This is a genomic window from Streptomyces sp. NBC_00341, from assembly GCF_041435055.1.
Classification (GTDB): Bacteria; Actinomycetota; Actinomycetes; order Streptomycetales; family Streptomycetaceae; genus Streptomyces.
Genome location: NZ_CP108002.1, coordinates 2,282,872 through 2,303,554, shown reverse-complemented (window position 1 = coordinate 2,303,554; position 20,683 = coordinate 2,282,872). Strand labels below are relative to the sequence as shown.

Annotated in this window: 13 protein-coding genes; 6 read left to right on the top strand and 7 right to left on the bottom strand. The window is 71.6% G+C overall.

All coding sequences use genetic code 11. The features are described from left to right. Nucleotides 1-61: 61 nt before the first annotated feature. The 3 genes from OG892_RS10215 to OG892_RS10205 form a co-directional block, all read right to left on the bottom strand. Nucleotides 62-685, bottom strand: coding sequence for a tyrosine-type recombinase/integrase (locus OG892_RS10215; protein WP_371631609.1), 624 nt, complete (start codon nt 683-685; stop codon nt 62-64). 505 nt (nt 686-1,190) lie between these two features. After that, nucleotides 1,191-2,000: a hypothetical protein gene (locus tag OG892_RS10210; protein ID WP_371631608.1), complete on the bottom strand. Its 810-nt coding sequence runs from the start codon at nt 1,998-2,000 to the stop codon at nt 1,191-1,193. Between the two features lie 186 nt (nt 2,001-2,186). Beyond that, complete coding sequence (locus OG892_RS10205) at nt 2,187-2,783, bottom strand: NAD(P)H-dependent oxidoreductase (RefSeq protein WP_371628952.1); 597 nt, start codon at nt 2,781-2,783, stop codon at nt 2,187-2,189. 516 nt (nt 2,784-3,299) lie between these two features. Here OG892_RS10205 and OG892_RS10200 point away from each other — a divergent pair. The 6 genes from OG892_RS10200 to OG892_RS10175 all read left to right on the top strand — a co-directional run bounded on the left by OG892_RS10200 (nt 3,300) and on the right by OG892_RS10175 (nt 15,868). Then, complete coding sequence (locus tag OG892_RS10200; RefSeq protein WP_371628951.1) at nt 3,300-5,021, top strand: carbohydrate-binding module family 20 domain-containing protein; 1,722 nt, start codon at nt 3,300-3,302, stop codon at nt 5,019-5,021. 102 nt (nt 5,022-5,123) lie between these two features. After that, nucleotides 5,124-10,451 carry a pullulanase-type alpha-1,6-glucosidase gene (gene pulA, locus OG892_RS10195; protein WP_371628950.1) on the top strand — a complete coding sequence of 1,776 codons (5,328 nt, stop codon included), beginning with the start codon at nt 5,124-5,126 and terminating at the stop codon, nt 10,449-10,451. 194 nt (nt 10,452-10,645) lie between these two features. After that, nucleotides 10,646-12,682 (top strand): regulator, encoded by a 2,037-nt coding sequence (locus OG892_RS10190; protein ID WP_073735694.1) that lies wholly within the window; start codon nt 10,646-10,648, stop codon nt 12,680-12,682. 353 nt (nt 12,683-13,035) lie between these two features. Further along, the gene (locus OG892_RS10185; protein WP_371628949.1) at nt 13,036-14,019 is read left to right on the top strand and encodes a serine protease; all 984 of its coding nucleotides are present in this window, start codon (nt 13,036-13,038) and stop codon (nt 14,017-14,019) included. 218 nt (nt 14,020-14,237) lie between these two features. Then, nucleotides 14,238-15,404, top strand: coding sequence for an alpha/beta hydrolase (locus OG892_RS10180; RefSeq protein ID WP_371628948.1), 1,167 nt, complete (start codon nt 14,238-14,240; stop codon nt 15,402-15,404). Between the two features lie 113 nt (nt 15,405-15,517). Beyond that, a complete protein-coding gene (locus OG892_RS10175) occupies nt 15,518-15,868 on the top strand; it encodes a 5-carboxymethyl-2-hydroxymuconate Delta-isomerase (RefSeq protein ID WP_073735692.1) in 351 nt (116 codons plus the stop codon). Between the two features lie 2 nt (nt 15,869-15,870). Here the strand turns inward: OG892_RS10175 and OG892_RS10170 are convergent, their stop codons facing one another. From OG892_RS10170 to OG892_RS10155, 4 genes are all read right to left on the bottom strand, one after another. Then, nucleotides 15,871-16,593 carry a TetR/AcrR family transcriptional regulator gene (locus OG892_RS10170; protein ID WP_073735990.1) on the bottom strand — a complete coding sequence of 241 codons (723 nt, stop codon included), beginning with the start codon at nt 16,591-16,593 and terminating at the stop codon, nt 15,871-15,873. Between the two features lie 38 nt (nt 16,594-16,631). Beyond that, nucleotides 16,632-17,708 (bottom strand): 2Fe-2S iron-sulfur cluster-binding protein, encoded by a 1,077-nt coding sequence (locus OG892_RS10165; protein WP_371631607.1) that lies wholly within the window; start codon nt 17,706-17,708, stop codon nt 16,632-16,634. Between the two features lie 8 nt (nt 17,709-17,716). After that, entirely contained in the window at nt 17,717-18,622 is a 906-nt protein-coding gene (locus OG892_RS10160) for a metal-dependent hydrolase (RefSeq protein WP_328867311.1), read from the bottom strand. 76 nt (nt 18,623-18,698) lie between these two features. After that, a complete protein-coding gene (locus tag OG892_RS10155; protein ID WP_371628947.1) occupies nt 18,699-20,648 on the bottom strand; it encodes a hypothetical protein in 1,950 nt (649 codons plus the stop codon). Nucleotides 20,649-20,683 lie beyond the last annotated feature (35 nt).

Sequence of the window (20,683 nt, the reverse complement as noted above, 5' to 3'; positions counted from 1 at the left end):
CGATCGGAAGGAATTCCGATCGGGCCTTCGCGCGTCTTGACGGCAGTAGTTGACGGCAACGTCAGCGGACGGGTGCTGCACAAGTTGGCGGATCGCCGCCGTCGTCGGGCTTGGCGGGGCCCTCTGCCGGATGGCGGAGGGCATCGCTCAGAGTGTCGATGGCCTGGCGCTGGAGGCGGAGTCGAACGTGCGCATACACCGTGGCGGTGACGCCAATGTGGGCATGGCCGAGGAGTTCCTTGATCACGACCAGTTCGACGCCCTGTTCCAGGAGAAGGGTCGCCGCCGAGTGTCGGAGGTCCTGAAACCGGATGCGGCGGAGCCTGGCCCGGCGGAGCAGAGCGTTGAAGTGCCGGGTGAGGGTGGCTCCCTCGATCGGGGAGCCGTCGAGCCGGGTAAAGACGTAGCCGCTCGCCTTCCAGTCCGTCCCCGCTGCTTTCGCGTTCCTCAGCTTGCTGGTCGCGGTGCTGTTCGAGGGAGTGCAGACACTCGGTGGGCAGTGCGATCCGCCGCTCCGAACTCTGGGTCTTGGTCGGGAGGGCCTCAGGCCACCCGAGTTGGTGCGCTGGAGGGTGCGGCGGATGCTGGCGGTTCCGCCGGCCAGGTCGAGGTCTTCCCCGCGCAGGCCGAGGAGCTCGCCCTCGCGGAGTCCGGTGTGCGGAGCGAATTCGAAGAGCGCGCTCAGCCGGTGCTCGCGGGTGGCTGCGAGGACCGCGCCGGCCTCGGCGGCGGTGAGCGGTTCGAAGTGGCGAGGGCGGGGTGTCCCATGGGATCTCTCGCTGAGAGAGCCGTGAACGTTGACACGCTGTCAGAGTTCTTTGCTTGACCAAGGCAGTCCACTGCCGCGGCCCGCGCGCTCCAGACCGGTGGGGCCGTCGTCCGCTCCTGTCTCCGCTCCGCAAGCGACGACCAGCCTGCACTGGCGGGCAACAGCCGGCACAGCGACCAATCTCGGGGCAGCGCCCCGGGCCCGGCGCTCTCTATGAGGGGAGAGGACGAGCCGAGGCGTGGCTTCGTCGTGGCGTGGGGCCGTGGGTCGCCGGGAGGAGGGGCCTGCCGCCCGTTCACCGGAGGCTTATCAGGAGCCCCGGGGAATCCTGGCCCGGCGGAGCTGCCCGGCCGGCGAGAGGCCCCGCCGCGAACGCGTGGACCCGCCGTACCCGGCGCGGTCACCGCACAGCCCGAGCCCCTCAGCCCTCCCCGTCGCCCTTCTTGAAGAGCCGTACGGTGCTGAGGATCTTGCGGATCGTGGTGTCGGGGACCTCGTCGGGGACTCCGTGGGCGCCGACGTAGGTCCACGACACGAAGGCGCCCTTCGCGTTCTTGAAGGCGAACGTCACCGCCTTGCCGTCGCCGTCGCACTTGCCCTTTGCCGGTGTGCCGGACGACGTGACGGTCACGAGGCTGCCCTCGATGCCCGTTTTCGTGCGGTAGGACTCGGGCTCACCGATGGTCAGGCGGGTTCGGTCGGGCTGGGTGTAGGCGCCGTAGACCCAGTTGGTCGCGGTGTCCTTCGCGGCCTCCGCGGTGGTCTTCGAGCCCTTCTCCCCGGTGGTCCCCGTCGAGGCGAGCGGGGTGTCCTCCTCTGTGCCGCTCTTGTCGTCGTCGGACGTGCACCACTTCTCCTTGAGTACCGCGGGGCCCATCATGGCGACCAGCGGTTTCTCCTCGGGGTCGTCGTCCTTCGCTACGTAGCTGACCCAGCTCGCGGACTTCCGGGCCCAGGAGGCCGGTACGTCGAACGTGATGCCGCGCTGGGCGTTCACCACGGTGCTCCAGCCGGGGACGAGGGGGCCGTTGCCGCCGGTCGCCGTCCGGTCGGTGCTGCCGGGGCTCGCCGAGGCCGATGCCGCGGGTTTCGGGTCGGCCTTGTCGCTCCCGTCGTCGCGGAGCACCAGGAAGCCGGTCACCGCGCATGCCGCGACGACCACTGCGGAAGCGGTCACGATGGCGACGGTGGTCCGGTTCCGGGAGCGGCGGGGCGGTTCGGGGGCGCTCATGCCGACGGTCGGCGCGGAGTGCAGGTCGCGGCCCGGCCGACCGGGCTGCTCGGGACCCGAACCGGGGTACTCGGCACGCGGGTCCGGCTGATCGGGGGGCGACTGCTGTCCTGGCCACATGGGGGCCGAGTCTAAGTGGTGTCCCGCATAGCAGGAGCGCCGAGGCCGTGACGCCCGCCCCGCACGTCAGACCAGCAGCGCACGGGCGTGCTCGCGGGCCTCGCGCAGCCAGGACGCGCGGTCCTCGTCGGAGGAGTCTGTGACCGTCCGGAAGACGACCCGGCGCACGTCGGTAACTCCCACGTAGGGCAGGACACATGCCGACCAGATCCTGTCCAGCGGATCACCGAACTCGCCCGCCTCGCGCTCGGCGGGAGTGTCGGAGGTGTTCAGTACGAGCGCCCGGCCGGCCTTCAGCAGTGCCTGCGGCTTCCCGTCCGACGCGCCCAGCTTGTAGGCGACGCCCGGCACCATCACGCGCTGCACCCACCCGGTGAGGACGGCGGGCGGCATGCCCCACCAGTTGGGGTGGACGAACACCATGGCGTCGAGCGTGGCCACCTCCGCCCGGTGCGAGGCCAGTTGGGTATCCGGGGCGTCCGCGGCGGACCTGACCGTCTCCGTCTCGTCGGCGGTCAGCCCGGGCGCGAATCCCTCCGCGCAGAGATCGTGCGCCAGCACCTCGCTGCCCCGGTCGCGGAGCTCCCGCACCACGGCGTCGAACACCGCGTGGTTGAAGCTTCCCGGCCGCGGATGGGCGAGGTAGACCCCGGTACGCACCATGCCATTTCTCCCAAGACGTCATACGTGGTCGTCGTCGTGGGGGCGTGGAGCAGCCCCCGCTCGGTGCCCATCATGACGGGTGAGGCGCCGGGCGGCAGTGGGGGCAGGACCCTCCGTCACGCACGCGAGGGGCACCGGGAGTCGACCCGGACGGGTCGGCGGGGAGTGTGACCCCCAGGTGCCCCTCTTGTGCGTGACCGGTCCGGCCTGCCGGGCGCGTGGGGCCCGGGGTAACGGGACCCCCGGCCGACCGGACCGGAGTCGGGAGAAACGTAACAGGGCTGCAATGTTTTGCGTAAGTCCTTGCAGGAAGGAATCTGCGGTATTTCGTTGATGTGAGCAGGGTGTGAGCGGGTCGTGTCCAAAGGGTTGACCGGGTCCCGGTGGGCTCGTACGGTCTCCCCGCGGCAAGGTTTGCATTCTTGCAGCAAGAACCTTCAGGAGCCTTGAGGGCAGGGTGCGTTGCCGGACGAGGCTGAACCGTCACCCGCATTTCCCCCACCGCAGGAGGAAACAATGGCCAGCAGACCCCTGTCTGCCGCGCTCGCCCTGGTAGCGGCCGCCGCCGCCTTCGTGGTCCCCGCCACGAACGCGCAGGCTTCCGCCCCGGGTTCCAAGGACGTCACCGCCGTTCTCTTCGAGTGGAAGTTCGACTCGGTCGCCAAGGCCTGTACGGACTCCCTCGGGCCGGCCGGCTACGGCTTCGTACAGGTCTCCCCGCCCCAGGAGCACATCCAGGGCGGGCAGTGGTGGACCTCGTACCAGCCGGTCAGTTACCGGATCGCCGGGCGGCTCGGTGACCGCGCCTCCTTCGCCGGCATGGTCAGCGCCTGCCACAGCGCGGGCGTCAAGGTGGTGGCCGACTCGGTCATCAACCACATGTCGGCCGGCTCCGGTACGGGTACCGGAGGGTCCTCGTACAGCAAGTACGACTACCCCGGCCTGTACTCGGTCAACGACATGAACGACTGCCAGTCGCAGATCAGCAACTACGGCGACCGCGCCAACGTCCAGAACTGCGAACTCGTCGGCCTGGCCGACCTGGACACCGGTGAGGAGTACGTACGCGGCAGGATAGCCGGATACCTCAACGACCTGCTCTCGCTCGGTGTCGACGGCTTCCGCATCGACGCCGCCAAGCACATCCCCGCCGGGGATCTCGCCAACATAAAATCCCGGCTGACCAACTCCGGCGTCTACTGGAAGCAGGAGGCGATATACGGGGCCGGTGAGGCCGTCTCGCCCGACGAGTACGCCGGCACCGGGGACGTCCAGGAATTCCGGTACGCCCGCAGCCTGAAGCAGGTCTTCAACAACGAGAACCTCGCCAACCTGAAGAACTTCGGCGAGGGCTGGGGCTTCATGTCCTCGTCCAAGGCCGCGGTGTTCGTCGACAACCACGACACCGAGCGCAACGGCGAGACGCTGAACTACAAGGACGGTGCCGACTACACCCTCGCCAGCGTGTTCATGCTGGCCTGGCCCTACGGTTCGCCCGACGTCCACTCCGGCTACGAGTGGTCGGACAAGGACGCGGGCCCTCCCAACGGCGGCACGGTGAACGCCTGTTACAGCGACGGGTGGAAGTGCCAGCACGCCTGGCGCGAGATCGCCTCCATGGTCGGCTTCCGCAACACCGCCCGCGGTGAGGCCGTCACGAACTGGTGGGACAACGGCGGCGATCAGATCGCCTTCGGCCGGGGCTCCAAGGCGTATGTCGCGATCAACCACGAGAGCGCCGCGCTGAGCCGGACCTTCCAGACCTCGCTGCCCGCCGGTGACTACTGCGACATCCAGTCCGGCAACGGCGTCACCGTCGACGGCTCGGGCCGGTTCACCGCCACCCTCGGCGCCAACACGGCCCTCGCCCTCCAGACCGGCGCCCGCACCTGCTCCGGCGGCGGCACCGACCCGACCGACCCGACCGACCCCGGTACGGGCACCTCAGGCGCCTCCTTCGGGGTCAACGCCACCACCCAGCTCGGCCAGAACATCTACGTGACCGGCGACCAGCCCGCCCTCGGCAACTGGAACCCCGGCGCCGCGCTGAAGCTGGACCCCGCCACGTACCCCGTCTGGAAGCTCGACGTGAGCCTGCCCGCCGGTACGACGTTCGCGTACAAGTACGTCCGCAAGGACGCGAGCGGCAACGTCACCTGGGAGAGCGGTGCCAACCGCACGGCCACCGTCCCGGCCTCCGGCAAGGTCGCCCTGACCGGTGACGTCTGGCGGAGCTGAGGCCTCTCCGCCGGCCGCGCGGTCTCCGGCCGCGCGGTGTCCTCAATCGCCGGACGGGCTGGATTGCCCGTCCGGCTCCACACCCCTTCGAGGAGAACCCGAGTGAACCGTCCGTCCCCGCGCGTGCCCGCGCGAAGAGCGGCGCCCGCCGCCGTCGTCGCGGCCGCCCTGTGCGCGGCCCTCGTGCCCGCGCTGCCCGCCGCGGCGGCAAGGCCGCCCACCGCGCCCTCGGACGCGAAGCTGGCCGCGGAGCCCGCCCGGCACGACCTGACCCGCGAGCAGTTCTACTTCGTGATGCCCGACCGGTTCGCCAACGGCGACACCGGCAACGACCGGGGCGGGCTGACCGGTTCGCGGCTGGAGACCGGGTACGACCCCACCGACAAGGGGTTCTACCAGGGCGGCGACCTCAAGGGGCTGACGAACAGGCTCGACTACATCAAGGGGCTCGGCACCACCGCCATCTGGCTCGCGCCGATCTTCAAGAACCGGCCCGTCCAGGGCACCGGCAAGGACGCCTCGGCCGGGTACCACGGTTACTGGATCACCGACTTCACTCAGGTCGACCCGCACTTCGGCACCAACGCCGACCTGACGAAGCTGATCGACAAGGCCCACGGCAAGGGCATGAAGGTCTTCTTCGACGTCATCACCAACCACACCGCCGACACCGTCGACTACGCCGAGAAGACCTACGGGTACAAGCCCAAGGGCGCCTACCCGTACCTCGACCGCGACGGCCGGCCCTTCGACGACGCCGCGGGCATGGCGAAGGTGGACGCCGACTCCTTCCCGTACAAGCCGGTCACCTCCGGCGGCAAGACGCCGGCCTGGCTCAACGACCCCACGATGTACCACAACCGGGGTGACTCGACCTACGCCGGCGAGTCCACCACGTACGGCGACTTCTCCGGGCTCGACGACCTGTGGACCGAGCGGCCCGAGGTCGTCTCCGGGATGGAGAAGATCTACGAGAAGTGGGTCCGCGACTTCGATATCGACGGGTTCCGGATCGACACCGTCAAACACGTCGACCTGGACTTCTGGACCCAGTGGGCCACCGCGCTCGACACCTACGCGGCAAAGCACGGGCGCGAGGACTTCTTCATGTTCGGGGAGGTCTACTCCGCCGACACCGCGATCACCTCGCCCTACGTCACCCAGGGGCGGCTGGACGCGACGCTGGACTTCCCGTTCCAGGAGGCGGCCCGCCAGTACGCCTCGCAGGGCGCCCCGGCCTCGAAGCTCGCCGCCGTCTTCGGTGACGACTACCGGTACACGACCGACAAGGCCAACGCCTATGAGCAGGTGACCTTCCTCGGCAACCACGACATGGGCCGCATCGGCACCTTCCTGAAGCAGGACAACCCGAAGGCCGATGACGCGGAGCTGGTCAAGCGCGCCGAACTCGCCAACGAGCTGATGTTCCTCAGCCGGGGCAACCCCGTCGTCTACTACGGGGACGAGCAGGGCTTCACGGGCGCCGGGGGCGACAAGGACGCCCGCCAGACCATGTTCGCCTCGAAGACCGCCGACTACCTCGACGACGACGAGCTGGGCACGGACCGGACGCACGCCTCCGACGCGTACGACACGAAGCACCCGCTCTACCGGTCGATCGCCGCCCTGTCCGAGCTGACCGCCAAGAACCCGGCGTTGCGGGACGGGGTGCAGACCGAGCGGTACGCCGAGGGCTCCGTCTACGCCTTCTCCCGTACGGACCCGGCGCGCGGCGACGAGTACGTCGTGGCCACCAACAACGGCACGGCCGCGAAGACCGTCGAGCTGCCGACCGAGTCCGCCCGGATGGACTTCCGTACCCTGTACGGCGGTTCCGGTACGGTCCGCAGCGGCGCCGACAAGAAGATCACTGTCACCGTCCCGGCCCTCTCCAGCATCGTGCTCCGGGCCGGGAAGCCGCTGGGCGCGCCCGCCGCGAGGCCCACGATCTCCCTGAAGGCACCGGCCGCCGGAGCCACCGGCACCGTCGAGCTGACCGCCGACGTGGACGGCGGCTCGCTCAACCGGGTCGTCTTCGCCGCCCAGACGGGCAACGGGAAGTGGACCACGCTCGGTACCGCCGACCACGCCCCGTACAAGGTCACCCAGACCATCGCCGGCACGACCGCCGCCGGAACACCCCTGCGCTACAAGGCCGTTGTCGTCGACCGCGCCGGGCGCACCGCGAGCGTCCTCGCCTCCTCCACCGCCGGGCAGGCACCGCCGCCCGCGAAGCCCGTCGCCGTCGAACGCGACTACGCCGTCATCCACTACAAGCGCGCCGACGGCGACTACGAGGGCTGGCAGGCCGGGTCCGGCGAGACCACCGCGGACTTCGCCGGGCGGGACGCCTACGGCGCGTTCGCCTGGATCAAGGTGCCCGAGGGGGCCTCCTCCGTCCCGTACACCGTCGAGAAGGCCGGGACCGCCGACGGGCCGGAGCGGACCGTCGACCTCGCCGCGACCGGACAGGTCTGGATCGCGCAGGGCGAGGACGGCCAGTCCGCCGCCGCCCCCGAGGGTGCCTACCCGCCCCAGGACACCGGCAAGGCCGTCCTGCACTACTACCGGGCCGACGGCGACTACGACGGCTGGGGGCTGCACACCTGGACCGGGGCCGCGGAGCCCACCGACTGGTCCAAGCCGCTCCAGCCGGTGAAGAAGGACGCCTCCGGCCTCACCTTCGAGGTCCCGCTCACCGAAGGGGCCACCGCGCTCAGCTACATCCTGCACCGGGGCGACGAGAAGGACCTGCCCAGCGACCAGTCACTCGACCTGGCCACCTACGGCCACGAGGTCTGGATGCTCGGCGGCACGGCCGGCTACCTGCTGCCGCAGACCGGCGGCGCACCCGCCCCCGACCTCACCGAGGCCGAGGCGCAGTGGATCGACGCCGACACCGTCGTCTGGATGGTGAAGGCCACCGAGGCCACCAGCCAGCAGCTCGTCTACGCATCGGGCGGCGGCATCTCCGTCATCGACGGCGCGCTCTCCGACGAGGGGCGGTGGCTGCGGCTCAGCCCGTCCGCGCTGACCGACGCGCAGAAGGCGAAGTACCCGCACCTCAAGGACTACCCGGCGTTCACCGTGGACGCCCGCGACCGGGACCGGGTCCGTGACGCCCTGCGCGGCCAACTGATCGCCACCCAGCGCGCGGCCAACGGCGCCCTGCTCGCCGCCACCGGGGTACAGAGCGCCGGTGTGCTCGATGACCTCTACGGGAAGCGGGCGAGCGGCGCCGCCCTCGGACCGGTCTTCCGGCACGGCACGCCCACCCTGTCCGTCTGGGCGCCCACCGCCCGTACCGTCGCGCTCGAACTCGACGGCAAGGCCGTACCGATGCGGCGCGACGACCGCACCGGCGTCTGGTCCGTCACCGGCAAGAAGAACTGGACCGGCAAGACCTACCGGTACGTCGTGGACGTCTGGGCGCCCACCGTCCAGAAGTTCGTCACCAACAAGGTCACCGACCCGTACTCCACCGCGCTGACCACCGACTCCGCCCGCAGCCTCGTCGTCGACCTCGACGACGCGAAGCTCGCGCCCAAGGGCTGGAGCACCCTGCGCAAGCCCGCCGCCGTGCCGCTGCGCGACGCCCAGATCCAGGAGCTCCAGATCCGCGACTTCTCGATCGCGGACCCCACCTCCAAGCACCCAGGCGAGTACCTCGCCTTCACCGACACCCGCTCCGACGGGATGAAGCACCTCAAGCAGCTCGCCGACTCCGGCACCAGCTACGTCCACCTGCTGCCCGCCTTCGACATCGGCACCATTCCCGAGAAGAAGAAGGACCAGCAGAAGCCGGCCTGCGAGCTGTCCGTCTACGCCCCCGACTCCGCCGAACAGCAGGCCTGCGTGGCGAAGGCCGCCGCGAAGGACGGCTTCAACTGGGGCTACGACCCGCTGCACTACACCGTCCCGGAGGGGTCGTACGCCTCGGACCCGGACGGCACCCGGCGCACGGTCGAGTTCCGGCAGATGGTGCAGGGGCTCAACGGCGCCGGTCTGCGGACCGTCATGGACGTCGTCTACAACCACACCGTCGCCTCCGGCCAGGACGCCAAATCCGTCCTCGACCGGATCGTGCCCGGCTACTACCAGCGGCTCCTGGAGGACGGCACCGTCGCCACCTCCACCTGCTGCGCCAACACCGCGCCCGAGAACACCATGATGGGCAAGCTCGTCGTCGACTCGATCGTCACCTGGGCCAAGGAGTACAAGGTCGACGGCTTCCGCTTCGACCTGATGGGGCACCACCCCAAGGCCAACATCCTGGCCGTCCGCAAGGCCCTCGACGCCCTGACGACCGCCAAGGACGGCGTGGACGGGAAGAAGATCATCCTGTACGGGGAGGGCTGGAACTTCGGTGAGATCGCCGACGACGCCCGCTTCGTCCAGGCCACCCAGAAGAACATGGCCGGCACCGGCATCGCCACCTTCTCCGACCGGGCCCGCGACGCCGTGCGCGGCGGCTCCCCGTTCGACGAGGACCCCGGCGTCCAGGGCTTCGCCACCGGCCTCTACACCGACCCCAACACCTCCACCCACAACGGTACGAAGGCCGAGCAGAAGGCCCGGCTGCTGCACTACCAGGACCTGATCAAGGTCGGGCTCACCGGCAGCCTCGCCGGGTACACCTTCACCGACAGCTCCGGCGCCACGGTCAAGGGCTCCGACATCGACTACAACGGGGCCCCGGCCGGATACGCCGCCGCCCCCGGCGACGCGCTGGCCTACGCCGACGCCCACGACAACGAGACGCTCTACGACACCCTCGCCTTCAAGCTCCCGGCGGGCACCCCGGCCGCGGACCGGGCCCGTATGCAGGTCCTGGCCATGGCGACGGCCACCCTCTCGCAGGGCCCCTCGCTCTCCCAGGCGGGCACCGACCTGCTGCGCTCCAAGTCGCTGGACCGCAACTCCTTCGACAGCGGCGACTGGTTCAACGCCCTGCACTGGGACTGCCGCGCGGGCAACGGCTTCGGCCGGGGACTGCCGCCCGCCGCCGACAACGAGGCCAAGTGGCCCTACGCCAAGCCGCTGTTGACCAACCCGGCGGTCAGCCCCGGCTGCGCGCAGATCAACGGCGCCTCGGCCGCCTACCGGGACCTGCTCACCATCCGCGCCACCGAGAAGGACTTCGGCCTCTCCACCGCCGGGCAGGTGCAGTCCGCGCTCTCCTTCCCGCTCTCCGGCCGGAACGAGACCCCGGGAGTGATCACCATGCGGCTCGGGAAGCTGGTGGTCGTCCTCAACGCCACCCCCGGCACCACCACGCAGAAGGTCACCGCCCTGGCGGGCCGGAACTACACCCTGCACCCCGTCCAGGCGGCGGGCGCGGATCTTACCGTCAAGGAGGCGACCTACGGGCGGAGTTCGGGAAGTTTCACCGTTCCGGGACGCACAGTGGCGGTGTTCTCGGCACGCTGACCGGAACAGGTCTACCGTGAGGCCAGCCGCCGGGGAGAGTCGCAGCATCACACTCCCGGGCGACCCCTCCCCACTCCACCCGGCCGGGTCCCGGCCCCGAACCCGTACGCACCGGCAGCCGCGCCGTCGGCCCGGTGCCGTACCGGGCCCGGGGGCCGGGCAACGGCCTCTCCACCTGTTCAGCGACGGTGACGATGGTGAGCTACATCCCCGAGGAGACCACGAGCTTCGTCGGACGGAAGACGGAGCTGGGCCGGATCGAGCGCGCCCTCGCCACCCGTCGGCTGACCACGCTCACCGGCTCCGGCGGGGTCGGCAAGACCCGCCTCGCGGTCCGCGCGGCCGGCCGCGCCGAACCCGGATACCGCGACGGCGTCTGGTGGGCCGACCTCGCCCCGCTGCACGACGACGGACTGCTCCTGGCCACCGTCTCCGACGCGGTCGGGCTCAGCGACCACACCCTGCGGATGCCCATGGACGTGCTCTGCGAGTGGCTCGCGGACAAGCGGCTGCTGCTCGTCCTGGACTCCTGCGAACATCTGCGCCCCGCCTGCGCCCACCTCCTCGGGGAGATCCTCACCACCTCACCCGGACTCACGGTGCTCGCCACCAGCAGACAGCCCCTCGGCATCAAGAGCGAGCAACTGGTCGAGGTGGACCCGCTGCCCGTCGACGGCGCGGCGGACGCCCTCGCGCTGTTCAGGGCCCGGGTCGCCGCGATCGCCCCCGGCACCCGGTTCGACGAACCGGGCACCGCGGAGGCGGCCGCCGAGATCTGCCGGCGGCTGGAGGGCATCCCGCTCGCCATCGAACTCGCGGCGGCGGGCACCGGCCGGCACACCGTCGAGCAGATCGCGCTGCGGATCGGCTCCCGCCTCGACCTGCTCGCCGACGACTCGATCCGCCCGCAGCGCCACCGCACCCTGCGCACCACCATCGGCTGGAGCCACGAGCTGTGCACCCCGCTGGAACGGCTGCTCTGGGCGCGGGCGACCGTGCTGCGCGGCGACTTCGACGAGGCGACCGCCCGCGAGGTCTGCGCCGGGGGACCGCTCACCGGGGACGGGGTGGCCACGGCGCTGCGCGGCCTGGTGGCCAAATCGGTCGTCGTGCGCGACGGCACCCGCCACCGGATGCTGGACACCATCCGCGAGTACGGCCGGATGTGGCTCGCCGAACTCGGGGAGGAACGCGCCGCGGCCGACCGGCACGCCGCCTGCTTCCTGCAACTGGCCCGCAGCGCCCACGCGGGCTGGACCGGCGACGACCAGATCAGCTGGTACCACCGCATCGCCGACACGCACGCCGACCTGTGCGCGGCCCTGGACCACCTGCTCACCCACGACACCGCCGCCGCCCAGGAGATGGCCGGCCGGATCGGCTTCTTCTGGTGCTGCTGCGGCCACCTGCCGCAGACCCGCGACTACGCCCAGCGCGCCCTGGACGCCGGCCCCGCACGGGGCCCGCACCGCACCCGGGCCCTGTGGGTGCTCGGCATCTGCGTGATGCTCCAGGGCGACTACCCGGCCGCCGAGCGGATCGGGGAGGAATGCGTACGGGCGGCCGCGGAGGACGGGGCCGACGAGGGCGTCCTCGCCGCCGCGTACCTGCGCGGCCTCACCCACCTGATGGTCGGCCGGCCCGAACTGAGCCTGCGCGAGGTGGACCGGGTGCTGCGCAGCACAGAGGCCGGTACCCCGCTCGAATCGACCTACCGGCTGCGCTGCCACCTGATCACCGTCTTCGCCCTCACCGGCCTCGGCCGACTGGACGAGGCAGCCGAGGCCGCGGTCGTCCTGCGCGCGGCCTGCCAGGCCATGGACGAGTGCTGGACCCGCAGTTACGTCGACTACCAGCTCGCGTTGATCGCCCTCCTCCAGGGCCGGGCAGAGGCGGCCGCCGCGCACGCCCGGTCCATGCTCACCGGCAAGCACCGGCTCCGCGACAGCTTCGGCATCGCCCTCGGCCTGGACATCCTGGCCGCCGCGGTCGCCGCCCAGGGCGAGGGGGCCCACGCCGCCCGGGTGTACGGCACCGGGCAGCTCTACTGGCGGATGGTCGGCCACCCGCAGCGCGGCACCCCGGAGCTGGGCCCGCTGCGCGAGGCCTGCGAACGCCAGGCCCGCGAGTCCGTCGGTGACGCCGCCTACCAGCGGGCCTTCGACCGGGGCCGGGCCGACAGCGCGGAAGCGGGCCTGGCGCTCGCCCTCCACGGCGAACTGCTCACCTAATGTTTTGAAAGTCCCGCCTGCCCGGCGGCGCCTGGTACTTCCCCAAGCTCTCAACTTCGTTCGAGCAGGGGAGACCCCATTTGCCTCAATCCTCCGCCTTGCAGCTGCACGCACCAGGCCCCGCTCCCTGATCCGGCCTGATCCAAACGAAAGACCCTAGAGGGCCCGGCAATTGGCGGGCGACGTCGCGGGGCTGGGCGCGCGCATCAGCGGGAAACACGAATCTGACAGCTTGCTGACATCCTCTCCGTACCCTCCACGCCATGCGATACCTCCCCAGTCCGTCCCGTCGGCCGACCCTCCGTCCGTCCCGGCGCATCACCGCGGCGGCAGCGGCGGCGGCAACCGTAGGCATGTCTCTGCTGACCGCGGCCCCCGCGCACGCGGCGGAACGCCCCGCGGCAGGCCCGGTGGCCGTCCACCAACAGGCGGTCACCGCGGCACAGCAGCGGTCGGTGCTCCAGTACTGGACGCCCGAGCGCATCGCCGCGCTCACCACGCCGACGTCCGGCAACCCGCCCACCAGCGGCCCCGACGGCGCGCCCTGGACCAACGGTGGCGCGCTGCCGGGGACCGTCGGGCGGTTGTTCTTCACCGACCACGGCGAGGACAGCAGCTGCACCGCCACCGTGATCCGGAGCGCCAACCGAAGCACCGTGGTGACCGCGGGCCACTGCGTGAACAACACCGACCTGCTGGGCGACAACAACCAGTGGGCGACCAACGAGATGTTCGTGCCCGGCTACCACGACGGTCACGCGCCCTATGGCAAGTTCGTCGGCCGCATGGGCGTCGTCGGCTCCACCTGGCTGGCCAACGACCAGCAACATGCGGAGACGTACGACGCCTACGACCAGGCGTTCGTCGTGCTGAACCCGGACGAGCGGGGCCAGAGGGCGCAGGATGCGGTCGGGACGGCGCAGAGGATCGGCTTCGACCGGCCCGGCGACGTGCCCAGCGACTCCCTCGGCTACCCGCGCGCCAGCGCCGACCCGGCGCGTGAGGGCCTGCCCGAGTACACCGGTGAACGTCTTGCGTACTGCTCAGGGACGGCCAGGGAATACCCCGGCACGGTCGAGTTCCCCGAGCCGCCCGGTCTGTTCGGCCCGCCGTGCGTCATGGGCGGCGGCTCCAGCGGCGGACCGCGGATCACCGGCCTGAACCCGGTGACCGGTGTGGGCACCGTGGTCGGCGACAACACGCAGAGCGCGTTCTTCGACGCCAAGGGCGCCCCCTGCGCCGATCCCTCCCACGACGGCTGCGCCCGCTACCTCGTCGGTCCGCAGTTCAGTTCGGCGATCACCGAGCCGCTGTACGACCGGGCCCGGCGGGCCTGAGTGCCGAGCCGCGTGAGCAACCGCCCAGCACTCAAGAGCCATCGCAATGATCGACATTTACGTTCCACATGGAAGAGGCCGATATGAAACGTGGACGCACAGCGCGTGCGAAGTTGCTGCTGCTTGCCGCGCCCGTAACAGCCTGCGCTGTCTGCTTCACCTCGGCAGAGGCGTTCGCCACCGCCGGCGGGTCCAGTACCCAGCCTGCGCGGCAGGGGGTGAGCGAGGTGCGTTACAACCTGGGCGACGAGGCTTTTCCGCCACCCGATTCTCTCGGATACCTGGGCGACAACGAGCTGAACGGGGCTGTTTATTACCCCGACGACATCTCCTCCGGCACCCACCCGCTGATCATGATCGAGCACGGATTCTGGGACACCTGTGCCGACGCCGACGCCTCCAGGTCACTCACCGCCGCGCAGGCCGCGCTGGCGGAGGACGAGCAGAGCGGCGACACGGCCGACGCGGCGAAGCAGGAGGCGATCATCGAGGCCGCCTCGGACCGGCTGTCGGCATGGCCGTGCGCGCCTGGGGTGCGGCAGATCCCCAGCTATCTCGGATACGACTACCTGGGCCGTGATCTGGCGAGCCGGGGGTTCGTCGTTGTCTCCATCGGTGCGAACGGCATCAACTCGACGTCCGACGGCCAGGCCGACACGGTCTATCAGGAGCGCGCGGCACTGATCAACGCCCAGTTGCGCATGTGGCAGACATTGTCGTCGACGGGCGAGGGACCGCTGCGTGGCAGCTTCGTCGACGCCGGGTCCGGACGTCCGTCACCGGTGGACTTCAAGAACCATGTGGACTTGCGGAACGTCGGGCTGGTGGGGCACTCCATGGGCGGCGGCGGAGTGATGCAGGAGATCGCCGACAGCAGCCGCGCCACGTGGCCCAAAGGCGTGTCCATCAAGGCCGCCTTCGCTCTCGCACCCACCGCCACCTGGGACGTCGCACCCATCACCAAGACGTCGTTCGCGGTGATGTGGGGCACGTGTGACCAGGTGAACACCGGAGAGTTCTTCGACTGGAACAAGGACGACAACAGCGCGCCGATAGCCCAGTACACGGTGCGCGGCGGTGTTCACGACTTCTACAACAGGCAGTGGTCGCCCAGCAGCGGTCAGGTCGGCGCACATGACGACGCCGTTCCCGGCAGCAAGCCAGGCACCTGCGAGTCCCAGTTCCCCGAAGCCACCGCCCCCCGAACCGATCAGAAGGAACTCTCGGAGCAGCGGCAGCGCCGGATCACCAAGGATTACGCAGGCGCCTACTTCGCTGACCACCTGCTCGGCCGGACGCGGTATGAGCCCTATCTGACCGGAGAGAAGTCGTTCCCCGGAACGGGCGGTGTCGTCAGCACCCGGTTCGACGGGGGCGTCAACTGAGCGCTTCGCGCACAGAACAGCTCACCCAGTGATTCCCGCTTGTGCGCCCTCCCAGGTCCGGGAAAGGGTGGGGGCGTAACGTCTGTCCCCCCGCCCTGCCCAGGAGCCCCGCTATGCCGCAGATCACCGTCGACTACTCCGCCGAGCTCGACGACACCTTCGACCGGGCCGGCTTCACCGGCGCACTGCACCCGCTGATCGCCGAGACGGTAGCCACGAAGATCACCGCCTGCAAGACCCGCTTCCGCCGGATCGAGGAGACCGCGGTGGCGGACGCGCCCGACGGCGACGCGCTCGTGCACATCGAGATCGCGCTGCTGGCCGGCCGCACCCCGGAGACCAAGGCCCGGCTCACCGAATCGGTACTGGAGCTGCTGGCCGCCCGCATCCGGCCGGCCGACGGGCTGACCCTGCACCTCTCGGCCGAGACCCGCGATCTCGACCCCTCCTACCGCAGCGCCTGACGCTACGGGAGGCGTTGCGGAGGCACGGCCGGTACGGCGGGTGCCAGCGCGGAGAGCCGCACCAGCAGGTCTCCGAACGGCCCGTCCGCCGGCTCCTGCGCGAGGATCCGCAGCACGATGCCCGCCATCTCCTCGTCGTACGCGGCGCTCACCGCGGCCAGCGCCGCGAAGTCGTGCACGAGCTGCAACTCCAGCTCGGCGCGCGGGATGTGCCGACCGTCCAGCCAGATCAGGGCCGTCGACTCGGCGAGCGAAACCCAGGACCTGACGACCAACTCCAGCCGGGCCGGGGGCTCCTCGACCCCCAGGTGGGCCAGGATCTGCTCGCAGGCCGCCTGCCGCACCCCGTCGATCATCGCGTTCGCCGTCGACGAGCCCACGGCCGGGCCGCCCCGCATCAGTGCGGCGAAGCCGGGGCCGTGCTCGTCGACGAAGTCGAAGAACCGCCCCATCACCCGCAACAGCCGGGAGCCCAGGGGGCCTTCGCGCGGCTCCAGGAACCGGGTCGCCAGCTCGTCGGCCGCCCGCCGCAGCGCCGCCTCGTACAGGCTCTGCTTGCCCGGGAAGTAGTGGTAGACCAGTGGCCGCGAGATCCCGGCGGCGGCGGCGATCTCGTCGATCGAGACCTCGTCGGGGGAGCGGTGGCTGAACAACTCCAGCGCGACACCGATCAACTGCTGTCTGCGCTCCTCGACGCCCATCCTGCGCCGCACCCCGGTCGTCATGGGGACCAGCGTACCGACCGGCAGGTCCGGCACACGACCTAGAGGTCCAGTACCAGCCGCTCGCCCCGGCACCGGGACACGCAGAGCAGCATCGAGTCCTGCCGCTCCGCGTCGTCGAGCAGCTCGTCCCGGTGGTCCACCTCGCCCTCCAGGACGCGCTGTTGGCACGTACCGCAGAAGCCCTGCTCGCAGGAGTACGAGACGTGCGGCAGCTCCGCGCGCACGGCGGCCAGCGCCGACTGGCCCGCCGCCACCCGGACCGTGCGGCCGGAGCGGCGCAGCTCCACCTCGAACGGGGCGGAGCCGGTGGCGTCCTGGGCCGCCGCGGTGAAGCGTTCCAGGTGCAGGGTGCAGCCGGGCGGGAGCGCGGCGGCGACCGCGTCCATCAGGGGCTGCGGTCCGCAGCAGTGCACCGCCGTGCCCGGCGCCGCGCCCGCCAGCGCCGCCGCGACATCCGGGTGGCCCGCCTCGTCCTGCGGTACGACGGTGACCCGGCCGCCGTCCGCGTCCAGCTCCGCGATCTCCTCCAGGAACGGCATGGTCGCCCGGCTGCGGCCTCCGTACAGCAGCCGCCAGTCCGCCCCGGCGGCGGCGAGGGCGCGCAGCATCGGCAGTACCGGCGTGATCCCGATGCCGCCCGCGACCAGCACGTACGCGGGGGCGTCCGCCAGCGGGAAGCGGTTGCGCGGGCCGCGGACCTCGACCTCGTCGCCCTCGCGCAGCCGCTCGTGCACCTCTCTGGAGCCGCCCCGGCCGTCCTCGTCGAGCCGGGTCGCGACGGTGTACGTGTCGGGGTCTGCCGGGTCGCCGCACAGCGAGTACTGGCGGACCAGACCGGACGGCAGCACCAGGTCCAGATGGGCGCCGGGCTGCCAGCGCGGCAGACCGGAGCCCTTCAGGCGGAGCAGTACGACCCCGTCCGCGGGAGTGGAGCGCTCGGTGACCGTCAGCCGCCTGCCGGTGGTCGAACGGCGCTGCGAGTGACCGGATATGGGCTCGTCGAGGGCCGGCAGCGGCCACAGCGGGGACGTCTCTATGCGGCGGCGCATCGCCCGCCTGGCGAGCAGCGCGGCGGCGGCCACCACGACGAGGGTGCGCGGCCGGGGGAGGGGCAGGGGCATGGTCAGCCGGCTTCCGTCGTACGGGCCTCGGCCGCGACGGCGGCGGGCGAGCGGTTGAGGTAGTCGACGGCCTGCGCCGTACTGCCCTCCTGCGAGGGGTGGTACGAACGGCTCAGATAGCGCGGTATGGACCGCAGCATCGAAGGTGTGCTGGGCAGGGTGCCGCGCCTGCCGCTGCGGTAGAACTGCCCGAACGACGCCTTGCCGTCCAGCAGGCTCGGGTCGTTCGCCATGAAGAACCGGGCGCCGCGCTGCCAGAGGAAGGCCAGGGCGGAGAACGCCGTCGCCCAGGTCCGCACCCGCCGCCGGTATCCGCCGTCGACGTGGCAGAACACATCGAAGGCGACAGAGCGGTGCTCGACCTCCTCCGCGCCGTGCCAGCGCAGCAGGTCCAGCATGGTGGGGTCGGCGCCGCGCCGGTCCAGCTCCCGCGCGTTCAGGACCCAGTCACCGAGGAACGCGGTGTAGTGCTCGATGGCCGCTATCGTCGCCACCCGCTCCATCAGCCACCACTTGCGCGCCCGGCCCGGCGGCAGCGTCCGGTCCCCGAGCAGCTTCTCGAAGAGCCAGTCGACCTGGGCCGTGTACGGGGTCGGGTCGAGGCCCAGCTCCCTCAGGTGCGGGAGTACGTCGTCATGGGCCTGGGAGTGCATCGCCTCCTGGCCGATGAACCCGATGACGTCCTCGCGCAACTGCTCGTCATGTATGTACGGCAGCACCTGGCGGTAGACGTGGATGAACCAGCGTTCCCCGGCCGGGAGCAGCAGATGGAGCACGTTGATGGTGTGCGTGGTGAACGGATCGCCCGGTACCCAGTGCAGGGGCGTCCGGTCCCAGGCGAAGGAGACCCGCCGGGCCTTGAGCGCGATCCGTTCCGACGCGACCGCCGCAGGCTGCGTGTTAGACATGTTGTCAATGTACTGAGGGGTAGGCCCTGGGAACAGGGGCCTGCGGCGAATTCCTGTGCCCGTTCCCGGCCGGCCCTCACCGCAGGGCCCCGACCTGACTGCCGTCTCTCAGCCGCCCGTTCAGCCGTGCCCGGTCGCCCGCCCCGGCGGGCACCGCGAGCAGCCGTCCCCGGGCACTCCCCTTCACCCCGCCCGAGGTGGTCAGCGAGGTGAACTGCTCGCTGCCCGCCGCGAGTACGTACCACCGGCCGCCGGGCGACTTCCACAGCACGCCCGCCAGCACCCTCGGGGTGCGTTTCCCGCACGCGGGGGAGTCCTCGGAGCGCGCCGCGACGGCCCCCGGTGGACGGCTCCCGGGCGGCCGCGCGGACGGCGCCTGGAACTGGGCGAGCACCCGGCTCCCGGTGCCCCGCCAGGTCTCCGCCCGGGTGCACAGCCACCTGGCGGAGCCGCCCGCCTCTGGCAGCGGCTGCGTCGCGTACGTCCAGGAGTTGACCGAGCGCACACCGTGCGAGCGCACCGAAGGGAGCAGACAGGCGGTGCGCGCCCAGCTCTCCAGCTCCGACCGCCCCGCCACGTCGTGCGGCTCCGAGGGCGGGCCCGAGGTCAGCCGGGCCGGGGCGAGTTCACCGAGATCCGTCACCAGCCGGTCCGTCGTGCCGTCGGACAGCTCGACCGCGTCCCAGGACCGGCAGCCGCCCGCGGAACCGGTACCGGCCAGTGCGTCGGTCACCCCGTCCGGGGTGCGGTGCAGCGGGCGCGGCGCCCGGTCCGGCGCGAGCAGGTCCCGCAGCGACGCCTTCCGCACCCAGGGCGCCGTCAGGTAGCGGACCCGGCCGGCCGCGCGTTCCACGACCAGGGCGCCCGCCGATGCCGCGTCCGCCCCGTCGACCCGGGCGAAGTCGAGCGCCGCGCCCTCGGACGGATCGGCGTTACGGGGCTCCGCGTACCGCACGACGCGCAGTCCGTCGTAGAACAGCACCACGGCCGACGCGCCCACCTCGCCCGCGTACAGCAGCTGCGGGGCTCCCATCGGTGGGCCCACGGGCGTCCCGGGCGTCGCCGACGTCCGCACCCCGCCGCCCGGCCGGGCCCACACCGTCAGCGCCCGCCGCAGCAGCCGGACGTCCTCCGTGCGGTCGCCCCGGGTGGGCCACGCGGTGAAGTCGGTACGCGGTGAGCGCCGCCAGAACGTCGCGGAGACCATCCGCAGCGCCCCCGGTTCCAGGGCCTCCTCCGCCGCCGGATTGCGCGCGTACGGGGGCGCGGCCGGCTCCCCGCGCCCCCAGCCGCCGCCCGGCAGCCCGAGCAGCGTCCCGCACACGGCGGCCGCGGCGGCGGCGGCCAGCGCGGCCCGCGCGTATCTGCGCCGGCGCGGCAGGTCCGGCGGCCTGGCCTGGAGGGAGCACGGGTCGAACTCGGGCGAGGCCAGCAGCGCGTAGGGCGCGTCGACCCCGTCCGCCTCCCGCAGGGCCGCGTGCGGATCGGCCACCCCGGCGGCGGCCAGCTCCCGCCGGACCTCGCCGTCCGCGAGCGACTCCAGGCCGCGCAGGACGAACGCGGCACGTGCCGGTCCGCAGAGCGCGCAGAGCCGTTGCTCCAGCGCGAGTTCGTCCGCTCCGCCGGAGTGCGGGAACAGCCGCAGCCCCCAGACCAGCGGAAGGACGGGCGGCAACTGGGCACGCCCCGGCCACCACCGCCGCCGCAGTGGTAGCCCCGCCGCCAGGGCGCCGCGCAGCACCCGCCGCCGGACGGACGCGTAGTCGGGCCCGGCCGCCGCCGTACGGCCGGGACGGCGTGGCAGTGGGAGGCCCGTGCCCGGCGCCGGACCGGCCCGGTGCGCGGCCTGCAGGGAGCGCTGGGCCAGGGCATGGGCCGCCAGAACGCGCCGGGAGCGGCTCAGCGAGGGCGGCAGGACGAGATAGCCGAGCCGGACCAGTCGCGGGTAGTGCTCGACGAGCGAGGCCCCGGCCTGCTCCGCATCGACCGGGGCGGCGGCTGACGGTACCTCTGGCAGTGGGCGCACGTTCAGCTGAACGAGCGAATCGTGCGATGGTCACC

Coding starts and splice junctions, on each gene's coding strand:
- OG892_RS10175 (WP_073735692.1), top strand. CDS start 15,518: ATGCCGCAGATCACCGTCGACTACTCCGCCGAGCTCGACGACACCTTC.
- OG892_RS10190 (WP_073735694.1), top strand. CDS start 10,646: ATGGTGAGCTACATCCCCGAGGAGACCACGAGCTTCGTCGGACGGAAG.
- OG892_RS10210 (WP_371631608.1), bottom strand. CDS start 2,000: ATGAGCGCCCCCGAACCGCCCCGCCGCTCCCGGAACCGGACCACCGTC.
- OG892_RS10185 (WP_371628949.1), top strand. CDS start 13,036: ATGTCTCTGCTGACCGCGGCCCCCGCGCACGCGGCGGAACGCCCCGCG.
- OG892_RS10205 (WP_371628952.1), bottom strand. CDS start 2,783: ATGGTGCGTACCGGGGTCTACCTCGCCCATCCGCGGCCGGGAAGCTTC.
- OG892_RS10170 (WP_073735990.1), bottom strand. CDS start 16,593: ATGACGACCGGGGTGCGGCGCAGGATGGGCGTCGAGGAGCGCAGACAG.
- OG892_RS10200 (WP_371628951.1), top strand. CDS start 3,300: ATGGCCAGCAGACCCCTGTCTGCCGCGCTCGCCCTGGTAGCGGCCGCC.
- OG892_RS10160 (WP_328867311.1), bottom strand. CDS start 18,622: ATGTCTAACACGCAGCCTGCGGCGGTCGCGTCGGAACGGATCGCGCTC.